At 60.3% G+C, this 16,728-nt stretch carries 15 protein-coding genes and 1 riboswitch; of the genes, 9 read left to right on the top strand and 6 right to left on the bottom strand.

What is annotated here, in order from left to right:
- The first annotated feature begins 1 nt into the window (after nt 1).
- A complete protein-coding gene (locus I2E69_RS02815; protein ID WP_195458625.1) occupies nt 2-286 on the top strand; it encodes a winged helix-turn-helix domain-containing protein in 285 nt (94 codons plus the stop codon).
- An 86-nt stretch (nt 287-372) separates the two neighbouring features.
- On the opposite strand, the gene I2E69_RS02820 is transcribed toward I2E69_RS02815, so the two are convergent.
- Genes I2E69_RS02820 through I2E69_RS02830 form a run of 3 tightly spaced genes read right to left on the bottom strand, consistent with a single transcriptional unit; the run spans nt 373 to nt 4,393 of the window.
- Nucleotides 373-1,290, bottom strand: coding sequence for a lysine exporter LysO family protein (locus I2E69_RS02820; RefSeq protein ID WP_195458626.1), 918 nt, complete (start codon nt 1,288-1,290; stop codon nt 373-375).
- A 5-nt stretch (nt 1,291-1,295) separates the two neighbouring features.
- Nucleotides 1,296-3,956 (bottom strand): AsmA-like C-terminal region-containing protein, encoded by a 2,661-nt coding sequence (locus I2E69_RS02825; RefSeq protein ID WP_195458627.1) that lies wholly within the window; start codon nt 3,954-3,956, stop codon nt 1,296-1,298.
- Nucleotides 3,953-4,393, bottom strand: coding sequence for a GNAT family N-acetyltransferase (locus I2E69_RS02830; protein WP_195458628.1), 441 nt, complete (start codon nt 4,391-4,393; stop codon nt 3,953-3,955). The genes I2E69_RS02825 and I2E69_RS02830 overlap by 4 nt, the downstream gene beginning before the upstream one ends.
- Nucleotides 4,394-4,460: 67 nt before the next feature.
- Nucleotides 4,461-4,661, top strand: a riboswitch (cobalamin riboswitch).
- Between the two features lie 93 nt (nt 4,662-4,754).
- On the opposite strand from I2E69_RS02830, the gene I2E69_RS02835 reads away from it, so the two are divergent.
- The 5 genes from I2E69_RS02835 to I2E69_RS02855 all read left to right on the top strand — a co-directional run bounded on the left by I2E69_RS02835 (nt 4,755) and on the right by I2E69_RS02855 (nt 10,255).
- Nucleotides 4,755-5,792 (top strand): YncE family protein, encoded by a 1,038-nt coding sequence (locus tag I2E69_RS02835; RefSeq protein WP_195458629.1) that lies wholly within the window; start codon nt 4,755-4,757, stop codon nt 5,790-5,792.
- A gap of 13 nt (nt 5,793-5,805) precedes the next feature.
- Nucleotides 5,806-6,729 (top strand): hypothetical protein, encoded by a 924-nt coding sequence (locus I2E69_RS02840; RefSeq protein ID WP_195458630.1) that lies wholly within the window; start codon nt 5,806-5,808, stop codon nt 6,727-6,729.
- A gap of 6 nt (nt 6,730-6,735) precedes the next feature.
- The gene (locus tag I2E69_RS02845; RefSeq protein WP_195458631.1) at nt 6,736-8,790 is read left to right on the top strand and encodes a TonB-dependent receptor plug domain-containing protein; all 2,055 of its coding nucleotides are present in this window, start codon (nt 6,736-6,738) and stop codon (nt 8,788-8,790) included.
- Entirely contained in the window at nt 8,787-9,467 is a 681-nt protein-coding gene (locus I2E69_RS02850; RefSeq protein WP_195458632.1) for a DNA alkylation repair protein, read from the top strand. The genes I2E69_RS02845 and I2E69_RS02850 overlap by 4 nt, the downstream gene beginning before the upstream one ends.
- 68 nt (nt 9,468-9,535) lie before the next feature.
- On the top strand, nt 9,536-10,255 hold the full coding sequence (locus I2E69_RS02855; protein ID WP_195458633.1) for a polyprenol monophosphomannose synthase: 720 nt from the start codon (nt 9,536-9,538) through the stop codon (nt 10,253-10,255).
- Between the two features lie 24 nt (nt 10,256-10,279).
- On the opposite strand, the gene I2E69_RS02860 is transcribed toward I2E69_RS02855, so the two are convergent.
- Both I2E69_RS02860 and I2E69_RS02865 read right to left on the bottom strand, forming a co-directional pair.
- The gene (locus I2E69_RS02860; RefSeq protein WP_195458634.1) at nt 10,280-10,648 is read right to left on the bottom strand and encodes a GtrA family protein; all 369 of its coding nucleotides are present in this window, start codon (nt 10,646-10,648) and stop codon (nt 10,280-10,282) included.
- Nucleotides 10,645-12,357, bottom strand: a complete 1,713-nt coding sequence (locus I2E69_RS02865) for an ArnT family glycosyltransferase (protein ID WP_195458635.1) — start codon at nt 12,355-12,357, stop codon at nt 10,645-10,647. Before I2E69_RS02865 ends, I2E69_RS02860 begins: the two co-directional genes overlap by 4 nt.
- 199 nt (nt 12,358-12,556) lie before the next feature.
- Between I2E69_RS02865 and I2E69_RS02870 the strand changes: the two genes are divergently transcribed.
- From I2E69_RS02870 to I2E69_RS02880, 3 genes are read left to right on the top strand one after another with little or no spacing between them, the layout of a single operon-like run.
- The gene (locus I2E69_RS02870; RefSeq protein ID WP_195458636.1) at nt 12,557-13,324 is read left to right on the top strand and encodes a threonine/serine exporter ThrE family protein; all 768 of its coding nucleotides are present in this window, start codon (nt 12,557-12,559) and stop codon (nt 13,322-13,324) included.
- Entirely contained in the window at nt 13,321-13,821 is a 501-nt protein-coding gene (locus I2E69_RS02875) for a threonine/serine exporter family protein (protein ID WP_195458637.1), read from the top strand. The genes I2E69_RS02870 and I2E69_RS02875 overlap by 4 nt, the downstream gene beginning before the upstream one ends.
- A 9-nt stretch (nt 13,822-13,830) precedes the next feature.
- The gene (locus I2E69_RS02880; RefSeq protein WP_195458638.1) at nt 13,831-14,565 is read left to right on the top strand and encodes a DUF6064 family protein; all 735 of its coding nucleotides are present in this window, start codon (nt 13,831-13,833) and stop codon (nt 14,563-14,565) included.
- Between the two features lie 65 nt (nt 14,566-14,630).
- Here I2E69_RS02880 and I2E69_RS02885 read toward each other — a convergent pair whose 3' ends face one another.
- The gene (locus I2E69_RS02885) at nt 14,631-16,697 is read right to left on the bottom strand and encodes a fimbrillin family protein (protein WP_195458639.1); all 2,067 of its coding nucleotides are present in this window, start codon (nt 16,695-16,697) and stop codon (nt 14,631-14,633) included.
- Nucleotides 16,698-16,728 lie beyond the last annotated feature (31 nt).

A 16,728-nucleotide genomic window follows, 5' to 3' on the forward strand; every position in this document is an offset into this window, starting at 1 on the left:
AATGTTCAAAGAACTGAATCCACTGCTGCACTCCGAGCTGAGGCTGGCCGTCGTTTCGATCCTCATCGGGGTCGAAAGCGCCGACTTCGTCTTCATCCGGCAGCAGACCGGAGCTACGGCGGGCAACCTTTCGGTGCAGTTGGACAAGCTTTCGAAGGCGGGTTACATCGAAATGGAAAAGACTTTCCGGGGCAAGATACCCTGCACGATATGCCGCATTACCGACGCCGGGCGGGACGCCTTCGCCGAGTATGTCGAGGCATTGCAAAGCTATATAAAACGATAAGTCCGCGCAATCCACGGCGTTCCGCCGTGTTTACAAATTCGCCCTGCCCCTGAATCCCCGCCTCAGCGGGGATTTCCGGACACGCATTACAGCGAACAGAAGAACGTCACCAGAAACGGGACGCTGAAATCGAGCACACAGCCGTGGAAAATCGAAACCACGGCATAAGGCCGTCCGGCAGACTGCGTGATGATCGGCAGCGTCGTATCGAAAGTCGTCGCGCCGCCGATCGACACCGCAGCGAGGGGACCGCACCAGCGCGCCACGAGCGGCGCAGCCAGCAGGGTGAATATTTCGCGCATGACATTGCACAGCAGGGCGATCGTAGCCAGTTCCGGCCCCCGGAAATCGGCAATGAAGATGCTCGACAGCGAATAGTAACCGAATCCCGCCCCTACGGCCAGCGAGTCGGTCAGCGACCATCCGCCGAGCAGCGGCGCAGCTACGGCGGCTCCGGCCAGTGTGCCGACCGCCGTAGCGACCGGCAGCAGCGCCAGCCGCGGATCGAGGCGCCGGACACGCCCGGCTAACGTGCGGTCGTTGCCCAGTGTCATGCCGACGCAGAACATCAGGGCATACAACACATAAGTGCTGACCCGCGACCCGGCCACGTCGAGCGGCGTCAAAAGGCCTGCAGCGCATCCCGCCACAAAGAAAGCCACGATCACCAGGCTGCCTTTCAGGGCCGCCCAGGTGGAAACCGGTTCTTCCGACGCAACCCCGCTTTCGTCCGCAGGCACGGCGCGGCCCCGAAGGCGCCGCCACAGCAGCCACGCCGCAAAGATGCTCCCCGCAACGGACAAAACAAAGATCGCAAAGGCCGCCGCCCCCAGCGTCGCCAGTCCGCCGACGACCGCGGGATCGGAGCCGACCTCGACACCCAGCAGGAACAACAGCGCCCAGATAATGAAGGTGATGAGGCGCTGTACAAAGGCGAGGCGCCAACCGATAAGCAGGCGCCCCGTCACAATGCCTCCGATGATGACGGCGAATATTACAAACATCCCGGTTATTCCTTTTTCGCCGTGAGTTTTTCGATCTGCCGCTCGGTCTCGGCTTCGAGGTTGGCAGCCTGCTTCTCAGCCTCCTGCACCAGTTTATCCCCGGCCTTCTCGGCGGCAATCTTAGCCAAAGCCCCCTTCGAGGATGCACCCTCGATGAGTTTCGTGCGCTGCGCCTGTGCCGCTTCGACGAGTTTCGCACCGCCCCGCTTTGCCTCCGCGCGGAGGTTCTCGATCTGTTTGGCGACCTCCTCGGAAAGCGACTCGCTGCCCGTAAGTTTCTGGATCTGCTCGTTGACGACGTTCTTCACCGCCTCCTCGGCAGCCTCCTTCACCCCGAGGGTGATCTTCGGCGAAGAGAACGTGCCTCCTATGTTCACACCGACCGACTGGAGCGCCTTCCCGCCCGGAATAGCCACCTTGGCCTTATAGTCGATAGTCTGGTCGAGGCCCGTCGAACCCGCGAGGTTGATATTGACGCCGCCCATCTTCAGGTCGAAGGGCTGCGTGGTGATGCGTCCGTCCTTGATTGCAAAGCGGATCGCTACATCCTTAGCCTCGATTTTCCGCAGGTCGTCGTTGCCCAGCGCCTTAGCCAGGGCATCGAACGCTTCGATGTTCTGGATATGGATGTTGGCCGACTTGATCTCGCCCGTAGCGTTGAGCGAATGCAGGTCGGGAGACATTTCGGCGTCGAGCGACGTACGCAGGTCCAACGCCAGCGAATAATCGCCGCCCGTCTTGGCAAAAATCGGCACGAGTTTCTGCACCATCTCCAACTCCTCGAAGGTCTTCTGGAACGAAGCGCCCGAAATATCGGCATTGAGTTTCAGGGCCGGATGCGCGGGATCGGCAGCCGTCGAATAGCTGCCCGAAGCAGTGGCTTTGCCGCCGAAGACACCCAACCGGAGCCGTTCGAGCGACAGCGCACCGTCGGCGATGCGCATTTCACCCGTTATTTCATGGATCGTCATCTGCCCGAACAGGACTTTACGCAGGTCGGTGTTGAGCGAAAGGTTCAGGTTGCGCGGGACCACGACTGCCTGCATCGGCTCGGCCGGAGCCTCCTCGACAGCAGTGTCCTCCTCCGCAGCGGGGAGCGCGTCCATAATTTCGTTCACATCGAGCAGTTCCGACTTCACATAGAGTCGGCCCGAAAGCATGTCGCCGCGCAGCAGGTAACCGATGTAGTTGGCCAGTTGGCCGTTAGCTGCAAGATCGCTCTTGCCGATCGTCACGCCGAATTCGCCGAGCGTCATCGCGGCCGGGGTAATGGTGGCCGCAGCACGGCGGATATGGACCGCCGGCAGGTCGGGAAGCGTCAGACCCAGGCCTTCGACGACGAAAGTCCCCTGTGCACCGAGTTGCTCATACCGGTTTTTCTCGATGTCGGACATGCGGCCCGAAAGTTTCAGGTCCACGGTGAACAGGCCGCCCAGTTCGACGCCCTTTTCCAGCGGGTAAACCTCCTTGACGGCCCCCAGGTCGACGCGCCCGTCGGCCGAAACACGAAAAACGGGGTCGCTGATGAGGTTGGTGGCGTAGAAAGTCGCCGCAAGGGAGTTCCCGGCCATTTGAAGGCCGAACTTCGAGAGGTCGATAACAGTTTTGTCCATCACGCCCCCGGGGTTCGAAACCTTGGCGGCGATGTTGATACCGGTCACGGCCTTGGGCAGCGACGAGTATTGGAAGCTGCCGTTGCGGACCTCGGTTTTCAATTCGAAGGCCGGAAGCGCCGTACCGCGCATTTCGCCCTTGGCCCAAAGCCCCATCGACAACTCACCGCCCGCCGCGAGATTTTTGAATTCACGGGTGTAGAAAGCCGGAATCAGCGACAGTACATCCTTGAACTGCACCTTGTCGCAACCGGCCTTGAGGTCGAGGGCCAGCGCATCGTCACGCATCTCGACCCAGCCATCGAGGCCGACCGAGACGGCGTTCAGGCGCAGCGTATTGTGCGAGAAGGTAAAGCGGTTGTTTTTCAGGTCGGCATCGATCACGGCGACAAGTTCCGCCTCGGCGTCGCTCAGCAGCGGAATGCCGCCCGACACGAAGCGCAGGCCTGCGGCTGTCAACCGCAGGTCGAGGTCGGTACGGTCGGCCGACATGTTGCCCTGCAGGCGCAGCGAAAGAGGCGTCGTCGAAAAACGCATATTCGTCGAATCGTCCTCGTAACGGATCGCAGCATCGGAAATGCGGAAATCGCGGACCGAAAGCCGGAACGACGAAGGTCCGGCATCCTCCGCCGGTTCTTCCGCCCCGGGTTCGTCCGATGGTTTCATCACGTCCCAGTTAACGGCTCCGTCGGCAAGTTTGTGCGCATGCACCGCCGGCGATGCGAGGATGACTTTGGTCACCTCGAATCCGCTGTCGCCGAAAAGCGACATCAGGTTGACGACCACCGAGATACGCCGTGCGGCGACGATCGTGTCGCCCTCGAAACGGTCGACGCCAACCAGCGTCAGCCCCTTCAGCTCCAGCGAAGCGTTGGGGAAGTGGCGCAAAAGGCTGATATCGAGTTTCTCGAAATCCAGCTTTGCCGCGAGCATCGCATTGGCCTCGCGTTTCACGATGTCGGCGATCTTACCCTTCAGCGCGATCGGCGCGATCAGGGCGATTGCCAGAATAACGGCCACCACGATGGCCGCGATCTTCACGAATTTTTTCATTCCACATCTATTTTACAGGCGAAAAGCGTAGTTTCCGCCTCTTTGAATCCGAGTTTTCCATACAATCCGTGCGCCGCCCTGCGGGCAGGATTGGAGGTAAGCATCACTTTTCCGGCCCCGACGGCAGCCGCATGCCCCAGCGCCGCGCGCACGAGCGCTTCGCCTGCGCCCACTCCCCGGACCGCGGCGTCGACCACCACGTCCTCGATCCACGCCTTGCGCCCCGAAGGTACGTCATACCACACCAGGGTCAGGACCCCGACGACAGTTCCACCGGCCTCGGCCGTGAAAAGCGCAGCCGACGAACTTCCCGCCACCGTCTGCAACCGCTCCGCCGAAGGAGCGGCAAGCCGCGGCGAAAGCTGCGGCATCAGCCGCGCAAACGCTTCTGTCAGAGAATCGGTAACTTCGGTCACCCGGCGCACGTTAAGTTCCATCGTCAGCATATTTAGTACAAAGATAGCCTTTTTAGCCGAAACGTTATGGCTATCTGCGGAAAAAAGCGTACTTTTGCCCCGCAACGGTTCCATCGGCGCCCCGGAAGGGCGCATGGGATTAAAAGGGAATGCCGTGAAAACCGGCAACAGTTCCCGCTGCTGTGAGTTACGCCATGCGTTCCGGCACTCTTTGGCCACTGTCCCAACGGACGGGAAGGCGCCGGAACGGTAACGAGTCAGAAGACCTGCCGCTGCAATTCGAAATACGGATCAACCCTGCGGAGAATGGGGGCGGCAAGCGATCACGAGGAGTCATCCTTCAGGCACTTAACCTCCCGGAAACGCACTTTAGTTTACGACGATGAAACGCTTCGTGCGAAATACGGCGGCATGCGCCCTTGCAATGCTCTGCTGCGCCTGCATGGACTACGGACCGCTCCCCGAAGAGCCGTTCAGCCAGACCGCGCGCGGCGTGTTCATCACCTGCGAAGGCAATTTCATGTGGGACAACGCTTCGCTTTCGTTCTACAACCCGGCGACGCGGACGGTCGAAAACGAAATCTTCCTGCGCGCCAACGGCATGAAACTCGGCGACGTAGCCCAGTCGATGGCCATCCGCGACGGACGGGGTTACGTCGTGGTCAACAATTCGGGTGTGGTTTACGTGATCGACACCGACACGTACCGCGTCACGGGATTGATCGAGGGCATCGTATCGCCGCGTTATATCCACTTCCCCAACGACACTACGGCCTACATTACGGACCTTTACGACCCGCGCATCACCGTCGTGGATACGCGCAACAACCGCATCCGGGGCCGGATCGGCATGAACGGCCACAAATCGACCGAACAGATGGTCCAATGGAATGACAAAGTGTTCGTCAACTGCTGGTCGTACGATAACAAAATCCTCGTAGTCGACGCCGCACGCGACATGCTGGTCGATTCGATCGAAGTGGGCTGGCAGCCCTCATCGCTGGTCCTCGACCGCCACGGAAAACTCTGGACCGCAACCGACGGACGCAACGGGGAAGCCCCCGCCCTGTGGCGCATCGACGCCCAAACGCAACAGGTCGAACAACGTTTCGACCTTCCGGAAGAACTCCGGCCTTCGGAACTGACGCTCAACGGCGCGCGTGACACGCTTTATTACATCGGCCGCGACATCTGGCGCATGCCCGTCATCGCGGAATCACTGCCCGCAACCCCGTTCCTGCCCTATTCCGAGACGATCTACTACGGAGTGGCGGTCGACCCCGACACCTCGGAAGTCTACGTCGCCGACGCCATCGACTACGTGCAGCATGCCGTGGTTTACCGCTTCACGCCGCGCGGCGTACCTGTGGACACCATCCGGGTCGGCATCACCCCCGGGGCATTCTGTTTCAAACGATAAATTCAACCGCACCATGAAAAAATACGCATTCCTCCTGCTTTTGGCCACCGCCTGCAACTCGGGCGAAACGATCACGAAAACCGAGATCGAAGAACCGGCGTCCACAGTCATCGAATACACTCCCGCACCGGGACAGTTTATCAATAGTCCGACCGCAGGATTCGACACGCAGGCCATCACGACGGCCGCAGACGCCGTCGCCTACGCCGAACGCCGCCTGGCCATGGGCGGCGACCCCGATCCCGACAGTCCGACAGCCGATTACGGCTTCGTATCGCTCGGAGGCTGGGGCGGTTACCTCGTCGTCGGGTTCGACACCCCGGTGGCCAGCACGGGCGGCTACGACCTCTACGTTACAGGCAACTCGTTCAACGGCTCTTCGGAACCGGGAATCGTCTGGGTGGCCCAGGATGCCAACGGCGACGGATCGCCCGCCGGCGAAACCTGGTATGAACTCAAAGGCAGCGAATACGGTAACGGCAAAACGATTTTCAATTACGAAGTCACCTACACCGAACAGGCCGACGGCAGCATTGCATGGACCGACAACCAGACTCCCGCCGGCAGCGGCACGATCGACCGCATCGGCGCGCACGCACAGGCCAGCTACGCCCCGGCGTGGGTCAAAACCCGGACTTACACCGGCACACGCCTGCCTGACAACGTTCGCTACGACGAAGCGACGAACCGCTACGTCATGACGGCCTTCGCATGGGGCTACGCCGACAACAGCTCGAAGATCGACGGCATAGGCTCAAAGAACCGTTTCAAAATCTCGGACGCCGTCGACAAGGACGGCCATCCCGCCAACCTCACGCAGATCGACTTCATGAAGGTTCAGACGGGCGTGAACTGCAAAGCCGAAAACAACGTGGGCGAAATCTCGACCGAGGTCTGCGGCATCGGCTGTTACCGCATCGTCACCAAAACCGAATAACGCGGCGTGTTACGGAATGCAACCCTGCTTCTCTGCCTCGTCTGCGCAGCCCCCGCGGCAGCGCAGCGGGATTCGGCGGCCCGCACGGTCGCGATCGAGCGCGTGGAGATTGCCGGGCAGCGGCCGATGAAGGAGATCGGCGTACAGCGCACGGCGCTCGACAGCGCCGTCCTGCGCGACAACATCAGCGCCTCGCTGGCCGACGCACTGAGTTCGGGATCGACCATCTTCATCAAATCCTACGGCCGGGCGACGCTCTCGACCGCCTCGTTCCGCGGCACGGCCCCTTCGCACACGCAGGTGACATGGAACGGCATGAAGGTCAACTCCCCGATGCTGGGACAGGTCGATTTCTCGCTAATCCCCTCCTATTTCATCGACGACGCCTCGATCTACCACGGAGCCAGTTCGGTAGGCATCACCGGCGGCGGGCTGGGCGGCGCCATCACGCTGGCGACCAAAGCCCCGGAGGAGCCGGGATTGGGACTGCGCTACGTGCAGGGCATCGGCTCGTTTACGACCTTCGACGAATTCCTGCGCCTGAGCTACCACGGCGAGCGGTGGAGTTCGTCGACACGCGTGTTGGTGAGTACCTCGGAGAACGACTTCCGCTACCGCAACTACGACTGCAAAAACTTCGTCACGGACGAAAACGGGCAGGTCATCGACAACTACTATCCCCTCCAACGCAACCGCAACGGCGCATTCCGCGACATACACGTCATGCAGGAGGTTTATCACACCACGCGCGGCGGCGACCGGCTGTCGCTGGCGGCATGGTACATGGATTCGCACCGCGGGCTGGCTCTGCTGACCTCCGACCGCAACTCGACGCGCGAAAAGCGCAATTCACAGGACGAGCGCACGCTGCGCGCCGTCGCGGGATGGGACCGGCTGCGCGGAGGGCTTAAACTGAGCGCGAAAGCCGGTTATACCTATTCCGACCTGCGCTACCTGATGGAATCCGACCCCGACGGGCAGGGAAATTTCTCGCCGATAACCGATGCGCGCAGCCGCATACACACCTTCTTCGCCAAAGCCGAAGCGGAGTATGCACCGGGTGAAAAATGGCTCTTCACTGCCAACGCCGCCGCGCACCAGCACCGCGTACACAGCGGCGATTTGTCGGTCATCGACGCCACCTCGGGCCGCCGCGCCGACACGCTCTACCGGCAGCAACGGTTCGAACTCTCGGCCTTCGCGGCGGTCAAATGGCGTCCCGTACCCCGGCTGGGCCTGGCGGCAGACCTGCGCTGGGAACTCTACGGCAACCGTTCGACGCCCATCATCCCGGCGCTGTTCGCCGACTGGCTCCTGTCGCGGCGCGGCAACGTCGTGGTGAAAGCATCGGCGGCCCGCAACTACCGCTTTCCCACACTCAACGACCTCTATTTCCAGCCCGGGGGCAATCCCAACCTGAAACCCGAACGCGGATGGACTTATGACGCAGGAGCCGAAACATCGCTCAAAGGCAGTGGGAAATCGCTGCACGCGTCGGTCACGGCATTCGATTCGCGCATCGACGACTGGATTCTCTGGATCGAAACCACGAAGCAGGGAGTTTACACCCCGATCAACGTCCGCCGCGTGCACAGCTACGGCATCGAGGCGAAACTCTCGGCCCACGCCACGACCGCCGGGGGCTGGCGGCTGGCCTTCGACGGAAACTGCGCCTGGACCCGCTCGGTCAACCGCGGCGACAAATTCTCCCCGGCGGACGAATCGGTCGGCAAACAGTTGGTCTACATCCCGGTCTGGTCGGCGGCCTTCACCGCACGCGTAGCATGGCGGCACTGGGAACTGAGCTACAAATGGAACTGGTACAGCGAACGCTTCACCATGTCGAGCAACAACCTCGGGGTCCTGGGGCGCGTGAAGCCCTATTTCATGAGCGACATCTCGCTCGAAAAGGGATTTGAACTCCGCTGGGCGTCGCTCTCGCTCAAAGGCGTCGTCTACAACCTGCTGAACGAAGAGTACCAGTCGGTGCTCTCACGGCCGATGCCGCGGCTCAACGCTTCATTTTTCATCGGCATAACCCCTAAATTCCGCAAACGATGACCATTCGCGAACAACTCCTCGAAATGGCCGAACCCGGTTATCGCGATTTCCACGCCTCGCTGCTGCCGGGCGTCACAAATATCATCGGCATCCGCCTGCCGCTGCTGCGCGGGATCGCCCGCGAGATCGCCCGCGGCGACTGGCGCGCCTTCCTCGCCTCGGACGACATACTCTACTACGAAGAACGGATGCTGCGGGGACTGGTGATCGGATACGCCAAATGCTCGCCCGAAGAGAAGCTCAGACACGTCGCGCGTTTCGTCCCGAAGATCGACAACTGGGCCGTCTGCGACTGCTTCTGCTGGAAACTCAAAGCCGCCGAACGCGAACCGATGTGGCGGTTTATCCAGCCCTATTTCCGCTCCGAAGCCGAATACGACCAGCGTTTTGCGGTGGTGATGGCGTTAAGCAATTTCGTGGATGCGGAGCACCTGGAAGCGCTGCTGAAACACTTCGAAGCCTTCCGCCATGAAGGTTATTACGCCCGCATGGGCGTCGCATGGGCCGTATCGCTCTGCTTCATCCGTTTTCCGGAACGGACGATGCGCTGGCTCGCGGCGCAATGCCCGCTCGACGACTGGACCTACAACAAATCGTTACAGAAGATCGTCGAATCATACCGCGTCACGGACACCGACAAGAGCGCCGTCCGGGCCCTGAAGCGGCGTGCAAAATAACCGGGGCCGGCGAAAAGGATTCGGAAAATAATATTATCTTTGTATTACAAAAAGATACGACACCCGCCATGCGCAAACTGGTAATCATTCCGACCTATAACGAAAAAGAGAACATTTCGGCGATGATCGACAAGGTCTTCTCGCTGTCCGAACCCTTTGAGATGCTCGTCATCGACGACGGTTCGCCCGACGGCACGGCCTCGATCGTCAAGGATCGCCAGAAAGAGTTCCCGGGGACGCTCCACCTCGTGGAGCGCGCGGGAAAACAGGGTCTGGGCACAGCCTACCTCACGGGATTCCGCTGGGGACTGGAAAACGGATTCGACTATATCTGCGAAATGGACTGCGATTTTTCGCACAATCCCGACGATCTCGTGCGCCTCTACCGGGCTGCCGCCGAAGGCAACGATGTGGTGGTGGGTTCGCGTTACATACAGGGCGTCAACGTCGTCAACTGGCCCATGTCGCGCCTGTTGATGTCCTATTTCGCCTCGATGTACGTGCGCATCGTCACGCGCATGCCGCTGCGCGACGCCACCGCCGGATTCGTCTGCTACTCGCGCCGGGCGCTGGAGACGATCGACCTCGACGCAATCCGCATGAAGGGCTACGGCTTCCAGATCGAGATGAAATATTCGGCCTGGCGGCTGGGGATGAAACTCAAGGAGGTGTCGATCATCTTCGTCGAACGCCGCGAGGGAACGTCGAAAATGAGCGGCGGCATCTTCGGGGAAGCTTTCTTCGGGGTGCTGAAACTCCCCTTCCGCCGAATCCGCAAACGTCAGTAGGGAACCGGGAACAGCGCGGCCCGGCTAAAAGGTAAAGAAATAATTCATAAAGAAATTCCAGAACGTCACCACGCCGATGGCAAAGAGTTTCGCCAGGTAGAAATTAAGGTGGAACCGGTCGTGCAGGACGTAGATGGTGGCGTTGTTGATCACCAGCCCGACAGCCGCAATGCCCAGGAACCGAAAGTACTGGCCCGTGATGTCGGGATTTTCGTTCTGGAACGTCCAGATGCGGTTGAGAACGTAATTCGAGGTCGAAGCACAGAGAAATCCCAGTGAATTGGCCACGTATTTATTCAGCCGCAGCCACTCCTTCGAGAGGTAGGTGATGCCGAAATCGACGAAGACGCCCGAGCCGCCGACAACGCAAAATTTAATAAACTGTTCGATCATATTTTTCCGACCTCCGTCGGGACGGATTTTCCGTTAAACCAATTCGTATAGCCTGCGCGGCGCAGCGCAAATCCCACATCGAAAGTTTCGCCAGCCAACTGCGGCGGGACCGTGAACGTAACGGTGCGCATCAGCGTATCGCCGGCCGGAATCCGGAAGGATTCCCCGATCGGGAACTCGTCGACCCGGAAACGGCCGTGCTTCCACAGGATCACCAACTGCGTATCGCCCCTCCCCACCTCGATCGGATAGGGATAGGGATTCGAGATGCGCAGTTCAAGGTGCAGCGTATCGCCCGCAGCCACCTTTTCGGGCAGGCCCGTAAAGGCTACGTCCACCAGGCGCACGGGATGAAACTTCGGGTCGACGAACCAGGTGAAATGTTTCCCGTTAGCCATTCGGATGGTCCGCACCTGCCGGGTGCTGTCCGAAACCGTTCCGTCGGGGCACTCGATGAGCACCTCGCGGTCGATGAAACGCGTATCGTCGTCGCGGAACTGCCATTGATGGGTACGGTAGCGGATGTTGGGCTGGCAGTAGGCCTCGCCGCCCGTGTAAAAGGCGTATTTGGCCGCAACGGCGTAACCGTAGCGGAAAACCACCGGGCGGCCGTCGGCCTCCTCGGCAATGGCGGCGTAACTCTCCGGATTGTTGAATACTTCGAAGCGGATGCCCAGCGGGTTGAAAATCATCACCAGACGCACCAGCGCGATCAGCCCGATGGTCACGCCTCCGGCCCGCATCAGGTAACGGCGCGTGCGGGGATGCCGCCGTGCATAGGTGAAAAGCACATATACCAACCCGAAGCAGGCGACGATGACCCACTGGGGCTGGACGTATCCGCGCAGCGACGAGAGCACGAAGAAGGCGATGAAGGCGACGGGCAGGAGTTTCAGCGCCCGGCCGACAGGGGTCTGCGGCTTCACCTTCCGCCACGCCTGCACGTAAAGCGGCAGGAAGAAGGGATTGAAAACCACCAGCATGTTGGCCAGGAATTCGAAGACGTAGTTGGGTTTGAAGACCGAATTGCGGCCCGAAAGGTGGTAGGCGAACGACGCCCAGTCGTGGTCGTACTGCCACATGAGGTGCGGAACGAGCAGCAGCAGCGCAACGGCCCCGCTCAGGTAGAGCGCCGGGCGCAGCAGTTGGCGCGGATTGGCGGCCAGTGCGAAAAGGACCACCAGTGCACCGTGGTATTTGCTGTATGCCATCAGCGCCATGGCAGCGCCCATCCACAGCCACGCCCAGCGGCGGCCTTCGGAAAACCATCTGAAAGTCAGCAGGAACAGCGCCGTGGTAAACATCAGCGGCCCGTCGGGCACGGCGATAAAACCGTAGAGCTGGAGCATCAGCGTCGCAGCCGACAGCACGACGAACAACCCGGCATCGCGGCGGTCGGCATCCGCCGGACGGATCAGGCGCCACAGGATCCAGAGGTAGAGGGGTTGCAGCACGGTGAAGAAAAACCGCACGCCCAGTTCCCCGCCGAAGAGATGTTCCCCGGCCCAGACCAGCAACGCCGTCACAGGCGGATGGTCGAAATACCCCCACGCGAGCCGCTCGGCGAACATGTGGTAATAGGCCTCGTCGTTGGCGAGCTGGGTAAATCCGGCCTGCACGAGGTTAGCGACCCACCACACCCCGAGCCACAGGAGGACCAGTTTGTCGGCCCCCAGCGAGGCATATGACTTTTTGAAAGATGCTTCCATACCGGGAAGCAAAGGTAGAAAAATTTCTCCGTTCCGCCTAAAAATGCCCCGGATTGTCCCCGAAAAGCAAGACGCATCCCCGCCGTGCACATCCAAACTTGGATTTGCCAGGCCGACCGGAGCGGGAACACGGTGCAAATTATTTTTTCAGGCCGGGACAGGGGCGGTCTGATAAAAATGAATTACTTTTGCAATCGCTATGAAAACCAGACAAGAACTGACCGAAATCCTCGATTTCATTGCCGATTATTCGACCTACCTGCTCGCGTCCGGCGTCCACACCTCGCGTGTGATCCGCAACTCGCAACGCATCGGCGCATCGCAGGGAATCGACATTCAGTTATCGAGTTTCCAGAAAAGCACGATCCTCACCGTCCGCGACGAAGAGACGGGCGAAGCCATCACCCGCGTGGTGCGGATTCCGGCCCTCCCGATCAGTTTCGAACGTAATTCCGACCTCAGCGCCCTGAGTTGGGACGCCGTCGACGAACAGCTCCCGCTGGATGAAATCCGCCGGCGTTACGGAGAACTGATCGAAAAGCCGCGCATCGATCCGATTTTCGTACTGGTGACCGTCGGACTAGCCAACGCCTCGTTCTGCCGGCTCTTCGGCGGCGACTGGACAGCCGTGGGGATCGTATTTACCGCAACGCTCGTAGGCTTTGCGGCCCGGCAGCGGATGCAGGCGCATGGCGTCAACCATTTCCTGATTTTCATCATCTCGGCCTTCATGGCGTCGCTGTGCGCGTCGTCGGCCCTGCGCTTCGACTGTACGGCTGAAACGGCCCTCGCCACGAGCGTCCTGTACCTCGTACCGGGCGTACCGCTGATCAACGGCGTGATCGACATCGTCGAAGGCCACATCCTGATCGGGTTCAGCCGCCTGATCAACGCCCTGCTGCTGATCATCTGCATCGCCATCGGGCTTTCGGCCACGTTGTTAATGGTTAAAAACAGCCTGTTATGATTGTTGCCGACATCCTTCTCGACGGGCTTTTCGCGGCCGTGGCGGCCGTCGGCTTCGGCGCCATCTCCGACCCTCCGATGCGGGCTTTCCCGCGCATCGCCCTGCTGGCCGCCGTGGGGCACGCCCTGCGTTTCTGCCTGATGAATTACACCGGAACGGACATCGCCACCTCGTCGCTCTGCGCGGCGATGGTCATCGGATTCGGCAGCCTCTGGCTGGGCCGGGGCATTCACTGCCCGATGACGGCGCTCTACATCCCGGCACTGCTGCCGATGGTTCCGGGCATCTACGCCTACAAGACGGTCTTTTCGCTCATCATGTTCCTCCAGTCGCTCAACGACCCGGGACAGGGCATGCAGTACATGCAGTTGTTCTTCCTCAACGCGACCGTATCGCTGAGCGTGATCGCCCTGCTGGCCGCAGGAGCCACCCTGCCGATTTTCGTCTTCAACCGTCGGGCCTTCTCGCTCACGCGGCGTACAAAAAACAACAAATAAACGCCCTGCATGGAAACATTCTGGAATACCATCGCCTCTTACAACGCCGCAACCTGGCCCGCGCAGATCGTACTGACCCTGGCAGCAGTCGTACTGACCCTGCTGCTCTACTTCCGCCCCTCGCCCGGCGTGCGCATCGCAATGAAGGTGTTCATGGCGCTGCTCAATTTCTGGATCGCCGGGGTCTATTACCTCGTCTATTGCGAACCGCGCGAATACAACGACCTGCTGGCGCTCTTCTGGGCCATCATGGGGTCCATCTGGGTCTACGACCTCGTGGTCAAACACGCCTCGCTGGAACGCACGGGCAACCACACGGCGTTCGCGGTGCTGTTGTTCGCCATGCCGCTCATCTACCCGCTGTTCTCGCTGGCGCTGGGCCGCACGTTCCCGATGATCACCTCGCCGGTGATGCCCTGTTCGGTGGCGGTCTTCACGATCGGGCTGATGCTGGCGTTTTCGGAACGCGTCAACATCGTGCTGGCGATGTTCCTCTGCCACTGGGCGCTGATCGGGCTTTCGAAAGTCTACTTCTTCGGCATCCCGGAAGATTACCTGCTCGCTTGCAGCATCGTCCCGGCGCTCTACCTCTTTTTCCGCGAATACATCCGCAGCAACGCCGGGCGGCCGATGAAGCCTTCGCCCAAGGTGCTCAATGCGCTGCTGGTCGTACTGTGCCTGATCATCGGATGCTTCTTCGCCTTTACGATGCTGCACCAGCTCAACCTGTTCACCGACATTTAACGACGCATACCGCAAAAAAGAAGCACCCGGCAATCGGGTGCTTCTTTTTTGCGGACCGGCGACAATTACTCGTTGCGGCGCAGGTCCCATTTGTTATTGACGTTGATGACGGCCTTCACCAGATCGTCGCCGTAAACCGCCACGTTCGAATGGGTCTGTCCGTAAGTCATCGTAGCGTTCGCGGCCCCGGCGAAATCCATCAGGACGATGCCGGCATTTCCGCGGAAATCGAACCGGTTCAGCTTGTCCGCCGTATAGCGGTTGTAGAGGTTGGCGCAGTAGTCGTAGTCGCCCACAGCTCCGAAAATACTGATACCCGACACACTGCAATGGGCCGTATCGTAACAACTCACGTAGTTCATGCACCAACGCACAGGATCGGTCGCATTGTAGGCGTAGGCGATGCAGTCGTCGATGGCGGAATACTTGCTCACACCGTCCGAAGAGCCGTTCTTGATGTTGTAGAGGTCGTTGACCTTGATCTGTGCCACCTCGCCCGTATTGCCGTGGAGCGTGGTTTCGAAGACGACCTTGTCGTGCGTCCAGTTCAGGTAAGCGCCGAAATACGCCCCGTTGTTCGAAGACTTGTAATCCTCGCGGACGACGAAGAGAATTTTGCCCCGGGCGTCGGCCAGCGTCATCCGGGGGCTGAAATCGGCGACGTATCCGTTGCAGTGGGTTTTGATAAGATTCACCACACTCTTGTCCCAGCCCGTTTTGCCCGAGCCGCTGGTGTTCTCGTATTTCATGTGCACGAGGACCGTCTCACCCGGATGCTCGTCGAGGAAACGCACGAAACGGTCGAGCAGGTGCGAGAGCATAAAGGGCGACAACTCCTGCCGTCCCTCGGCGCCGGGCGTGAAGCCGCCGAGCGTCGGGTCGCCCAGCAGGGCGATGCCGTGCTGGATCGGAAGGTCCTGCACCGAAGAACCCGATGCGCTGGGGCGCAGGTCGAACATGCGGACTCCGGCGGCAAGCTGCTCCTCGATGGAGAGCTCCTGCGCCTTGATTATCTTGGTCACGTTCATATAGCCGAATACGACATTCTGCAACCATTTGAGATGATAACGGTCGCCGGGCATGCCGGCCTTGTACTCGTAGTGCGAACCGTACATCGTGCAGGCGTCGTGCGAACCGGGCATGGATACCTGCGACAGGTAGGCGTTGTCGGGCAGGTATTTCATCCAGTCAGAGTAGTCCTCGGTTATGCGCTGCGCCTGTGCCGGCATGTCGCCGATCGTAAACGAATAGCGGTGTCCGGCCTTGAGCGTGGCCGGCGTCGTGTAACTGTAAGTCTTCCCTTCCGTGGTTACGGCCGACAGCGTTAGGCCATGAATGTCCTGCGGCAGCATGAATGCCGTAACCAGTATTTTCGAACCGGCGTTCAGCTCGATATAAGGCGTACTCCCGGTCGTCATGTGCAGCGCCAGCACTTTGGAACTCCGCTCCGGATCGACCGTACTGCTGTTCGTCGCGATGTCGTGCGTAAACGTTCCGGCCACCGCGTCGTTCTCGCTCGACAGGACGAGCTTCTGAACTTCGACGGTCTCGGAGAATCCCACCTGGACCGTCACCGTAGTCATCAGCGGGCGGAAGGTAAACGGAACCTCCTCGCCGCGCGCAACGCCTTCGGCACAGGCCGACATATAGGCATACTGCATGTTGCACTCCCCGTTGTTGTAGGTCTGTACGGCCGGGATCGCCGTCAGGACGATCGAGCCGCTGTTGGCCTTGATCGCTTCCGAGGGGTAGAACGCATAAAAATCGTGGTGCGTTCCCGAGCCCCAGGACATCCCGGTATCGCTCAGGTCGGCTTCGCTTTCGGTCGGCCCGGACACACGGACTTCGACCGAAGCCTGCTGCGGGGCGGCCAGGGGACAGATGATCTCTACCCGGTCGCCGGTGCGCCAGTAGATCGGATAGGAACCGCTCGTAAGCGGGCCATAGGCTGTACGGGTTTCGGGCTCCGGCGAAGGATCGTCGTTGTCGATCGAAAGGCGGTATGCGATGGGATCGCCCGCTGCCGCAGGTTCTTCGGGCTGGGGCCACGCCGTTGTTTCGACATCGTCCTTCCCGCATCCCGCCAGCAGAAGCGCCAGTATCGACAACCGGAAAACAGAGGTATACTTCATACTTTTATCGATTATCAATAGGTTAAACTTC

This window comes from Alistipes sp. D31t1_170403_E11 (assembly GCF_015553985.1).
GTDB lineage: Bacteria > Bacteroidota > Bacteroidia > Bacteroidales > Rikenellaceae > Alistipes > Alistipes montrealensis.